The 4,146-nt window shown below is 28.1% G+C and carries 4 protein-coding genes; all 4 read right to left on the bottom strand.

Features of this window, described 5'->3' with window-relative positions; translation table 11 throughout:
- Positions 1-184 precede the first annotated feature (184 nt).
- The 4 genes from TD29_RS17135 to TD29_RS17150 all read right to left on the bottom strand — a co-directional run bounded on the left by TD29_RS17135 (position 185) and on the right by TD29_RS17150 (position 4,088).
- Positions 185-1,066, bottom strand: coding sequence for a hypothetical protein (locus tag TD29_RS17135; RefSeq protein ID WP_040282664.1), 882 nt, complete (start codon positions 1,064-1,066; stop codon positions 185-187).
- A 155-nt stretch (positions 1,067-1,221) separates the two neighbouring features.
- A complete protein-coding gene (locus tag TD29_RS17140; protein WP_040282666.1) occupies positions 1,222-2,115 on the bottom strand; it encodes a hypothetical protein in 894 nt (297 codons plus the stop codon).
- A gap of 307 nt (positions 2,116-2,422) precedes the next feature.
- Positions 2,423-2,974 (bottom strand): hypothetical protein, encoded by a 552-nt coding sequence (locus TD29_RS17145; protein ID WP_040282668.1) that lies wholly within the window; start codon positions 2,972-2,974, stop codon positions 2,423-2,425.
- A gap of 229 nt (positions 2,975-3,203) precedes the next feature.
- Positions 3,204-4,088 carry a hypothetical protein gene (locus TD29_RS17150; protein ID WP_040282670.1) on the bottom strand — a complete coding sequence of 295 codons (885 nt, stop codon included), beginning with the start codon at positions 4,086-4,088 and terminating at the stop codon, positions 3,204-3,206.
- Between the last annotated feature and the right edge of the window lie 58 nt (positions 4,089-4,146).

A 4,146-nucleotide genomic window follows, 5' to 3' on the forward strand; every position in this document is an offset into this window, starting at 1 on the left:
CCTATTTCAGGAAAGTTCAGTTCTCGAATTACACACAACGTGTTTGTGTATGGTTAGTTGCGTGGTTTGGTAGCTAATTTAGCAAACTTTTACGGACCAGAGAAAATTCCGCAGGAATTTTCGTAAGTAAGCCTAAAAAAGCAATTAATTATACACGGTGTTACAGCACGTATTTATTTCAGTTTTATGGTAATTCAAAAGTCGGATTATCGAAACAGCTTTCCGAATATTTTTTTCCGATTAATTGTTCGATAATTTGTCCTGTTTTTAAATGACAATATTTATGACTTTCGGCAAAGTCCAATATTTTATTAATTCCATCAGATAAGCTTCCAGAACTTTCTATTTCGAAAATTTCTAACCAATCTTCATTTACTATTACATAATAACGATTTTGGTCATATTCCTCATTTAAGAATTCAAATGAATAAACTCCACAATCAATATTTTCTTTTTTGTCAATTCCATAATAGATTTCGAATGTTCTAACCATTAAGAATAAATCATACTCATAGTAGTATTCTATATTTTCAATTTCGTTTTGTTTAACAAGAAATTCAGCAAGCTTTAATCTCAGAGATTTTAATTCATAAGTGCTTTTAGTTGGCTTCAACTCAAATTCACAATTCTTATTCAATTGACTTGTTGGATTTCTATTGACCCTAAAGTGAACATTTACTAATCTTGAAATATAGTCTTGTATAATTTCCGTACAATATTTTTGTTTATTCGCAAATTCCAATGTTTTCGCAATTGAGTCTTTTAGCCCTTGTAAAGTTGAAATATCTAATATGCTAAATGAGTTATCTTCCACAATAACAAAAAAGGAACGATTGTGAGATGAAGCATTGTTAAAAACATAAATTCCATTTTTAAGTTTTTCATCAATTTTATTTTTGTGAATTCCATAAAAGTTAATATGCTGGTCTATGCTTTTAATTGATTTTTTTTCTAATAAAAATTCCGCTAGTTCGAGTTTCAATCTTTCCACAGTCAATTTTTCAGTTTCTTGACAGAAACCAAAATTTGAAGTAAGCAAAAGCGTTAATAGAAGTACGATTTTCATATGTGCTGTAACGTCTTCGTGTATGATGTGTTGCGTTGGTTTAGCTTAAAGATAATAAACTATCACGAACCATAGGAAAATCCGTAGGATTTTCCGAGTAGGCTAGTACCAGCAATGCGTTATACATGTTGTTGTGGCACGTTTTTTTAATTATGTTAATTTAAATATTTTACTTCAATTCCGAAATTGAAACATTGATCTCTTGTTTTACTATATTCCGCTTCCTTCCAACTTTTCTCATCAGTTAAATCATATCTATTATACTCCCTAAATTGAGAACTCTTTCTTATTAGAACCGAGCCAAAAGAAAGTCTTTTAGAAAAGTCATTTTCCAAATAATAGTCTCCACTGTACTGAGATACCACAACACAAATCCCCTCCTGAGGTAACAATACCTCTTTAAAATCTCTTAAATCAATTTCTAATAAATGCTGATTTTCTAATTTACCTACAGTTAAATCAGTTTCAAAAATCTTTTTATTTGGGAGATTTGTAATTGTATCAAAAGTCATTAAATTTACTTTGAAAGGAATAAACTTGTCATCTTTTCTTGACTCTCTTTTCTTTGATTTCAAAATTATTTTTGTTATTAAAATATTTTCCTCCTGTTTAAGATTTGGTATTAGTACAGCAATTTCTTTTGAATAAGGGAATGTAATATCTCTGGTGTTGAATAAATCCATGCCTGAGCGTTTTGGTAATATCTTATAAGGTTTTTTCTTTTTTTCATTAGTGATTATTATTGCCGCTAAAGAATCTATCTTTTTATTAAGGTAGAAAATATTATTATTCTTTAAATCTGTTGATTTAACTACTAGTGTTGAAAATGATAAGTGAGAAATTTCTATACTATCTATTTTGATATTTCTATCTAGTATAAATTTTCCATTTTTATCAGATACTGTCAAAACATCTCCCTTAGAAAGAATATGAGCATGTTCAATAGGAATTGAATCAAGAGCACTCGAAATGTGGTAAATATTATATGATTGAGATAATATAGTATTTGACAGAAAAAATAATAGATAGAAGTATTTTGTTGATATCATCTAAGAGTTTTTTAGGAAATGTGCTACAACGTGTTTGTGTATGGCTAGTTGCGTTGGCAGGAACTAAGTTAATAAAAGAAAACGAACCAGAGGAAATTCCGTTAGGAATTTCCAAGTAGGCTAGAACCAAGCAATTGGTTATACACGTTGTTGTGGCACGTTTTTATTCCGTAAATAATTTTATCAGTAGCGGCAATCCATTATTTAAATTGTGTAGACAAATTGCTAAAATAATTCCAGAATTTAACCTAGCATAACTGTAAATAAATCCACCTATAATATGAGGGAGAATTAATATGAAAGAATATTACCATAATTCGGATGTCAATTCGTAATTACCCAAGTGTATTAATCCAAAAACTATCAGAAAGCTATAAAATATTGTTTTTTTATTATCATCCCAAAACTTGAATAATAAACCAATAATAGCTTCTTTTAAACTTAAATAGACTATTATTCCAGAAATTAATGGGTAAATTAAACAATAAATCCAGTCTAATTTTAGAAAAATTCGTAAAATCAAAAAGACCATTCCAATTGATGTTATTATGAAATTCCATTTTGAGAATCTCAATCCATTTCTGAACGTTAATTCTTCAAAAATTGGTACATAAATAGCTATAATGGAAAATTGTATAATCTTACTATAATTTTCTAATCTATTGCTATTTATACTTTGAGGTAGTTGTATAATTTCAAAGTGTTCTAAAGATTGAAATAGTCCAAAGAATAATAATTTTGTAGTAATTATAATTCCAAATAATTTTAAGCCAATAATAAAAGTATACTTTAAGTTTCGTTCTTTTTTTACTATAAATCCAGTTTTGGCTAGAATCCAAAAATTCTTAAATATATTCAAATGAATTTCGTTTTTATTAAATGTGCTACAACGGTCTTGTATATGGCTCGTAGCGTGCAAATTATAAAATTATTTTCGGATTGATCACAAGCCAAATTTTTAAATTTTACTATTTATCTTTTTTATTGGAAATCGTCAAATTTAAAAATTTGGCGACTTTCCAAATATGCCTTAACTTTGTTTAAGCAACTAACTGGCTATGAGCTATATACGTTGTTGTGTGTAGTGCTTATTCCACTTTTATGTGCATTATAAATTGATTTTCAGCGCTTATAAAATCCATAAAATATATGTATTTCTTATTTCCAACACGTTCTATCCACTCAAAATCAATTGGTTTTCCAAAAGCTTTATCATAAGTTTCTGATACACTTTTAATCATATCATTTGGATAATAGTTCATAATGTATTTACATATTCTATGTTCATCAAAAATTACAACACTTTGAAATTCTTTATCTTCTTTACCTTTAAATAGTAAAATTAAGTCATTCTCGTTTGTTAGATTGCCTAATTTCTGTTCTACTAACAATGGTTTCTCATAAAACTTTGAATACTTATAAATCACATCTTCTTCCGAAAGTCCAATGAGATTTTGACTATTGTTTGAAAGGTCAGAAACTTCTTGTTTATCAAAGTGGAAGATTTGAGTACATTCTTGAATTTCCGCTTTGCTAGCCAAAGATAAGTTCTTAAAGACATAAGATGTTTTTATTTTTTCTCTATCCGCAACCCATATTATTTTATTATTTCCATAATCTACTGTTACAAAATCGCCTTCTTTAGAATAGTATATAAGTTTTTCGTCTTTTTTATCATTACTAATCAATTTTGTTTCACGAAGTAGAATTGGTTCTTTATGAATGTCAGAATTAGTAACAATTATTCCAATTTTATTATCTCGAAAATATAAATATGAAGATGAATATGATGGGCTCAAAAGTTCTTTATCATCTTTTTTAATCGTTAATGTTAGATTATTAAATTCCGATTTTATTAGTGTCGGATTTTCGTTAATTTCAGACAATGAACTTGTTATTCCTGCAATTCCATATTCCTGCGAAATTCCGAATGTAGAGCAGAAAATTAATAAAATGTAAAGGTGTTTAATCATATTCTCAATGTTTTTCGTGCATTACACACAACGGACTTGTGTATGGATTGTTGCGAAT

The organism is Psychroserpens damuponensis (genome assembly GCF_000826655.1).
Lineage (GTDB): Bacteria > Bacteroidota > Bacteroidia > Flavobacteriales > Flavobacteriaceae > Psychroserpens > Psychroserpens damuponensis.

What these genes read in the sequence shown, in the direction of transcription:
- TD29_RS17135 (WP_040282664.1), bottom strand. Translation starts at nt 1,066, where the DNA reads ATGAAAATCGTACTTCTATTAACGCTTTTGCTTACTTCAAATTTTGGT.
- TD29_RS17140 (WP_040282666.1), bottom strand. Translation starts at nt 2,115, where the DNA reads ATGATATCAACAAAATACTTCTATCTATTATTTTTTCTGTCAAATACT.
- TD29_RS17150 (WP_040282670.1), bottom strand. Translation starts at nt 4,088, where the DNA reads ATGATTAAACACCTTTACATTTTATTAATTTTCTGCTCTACATTCGGA.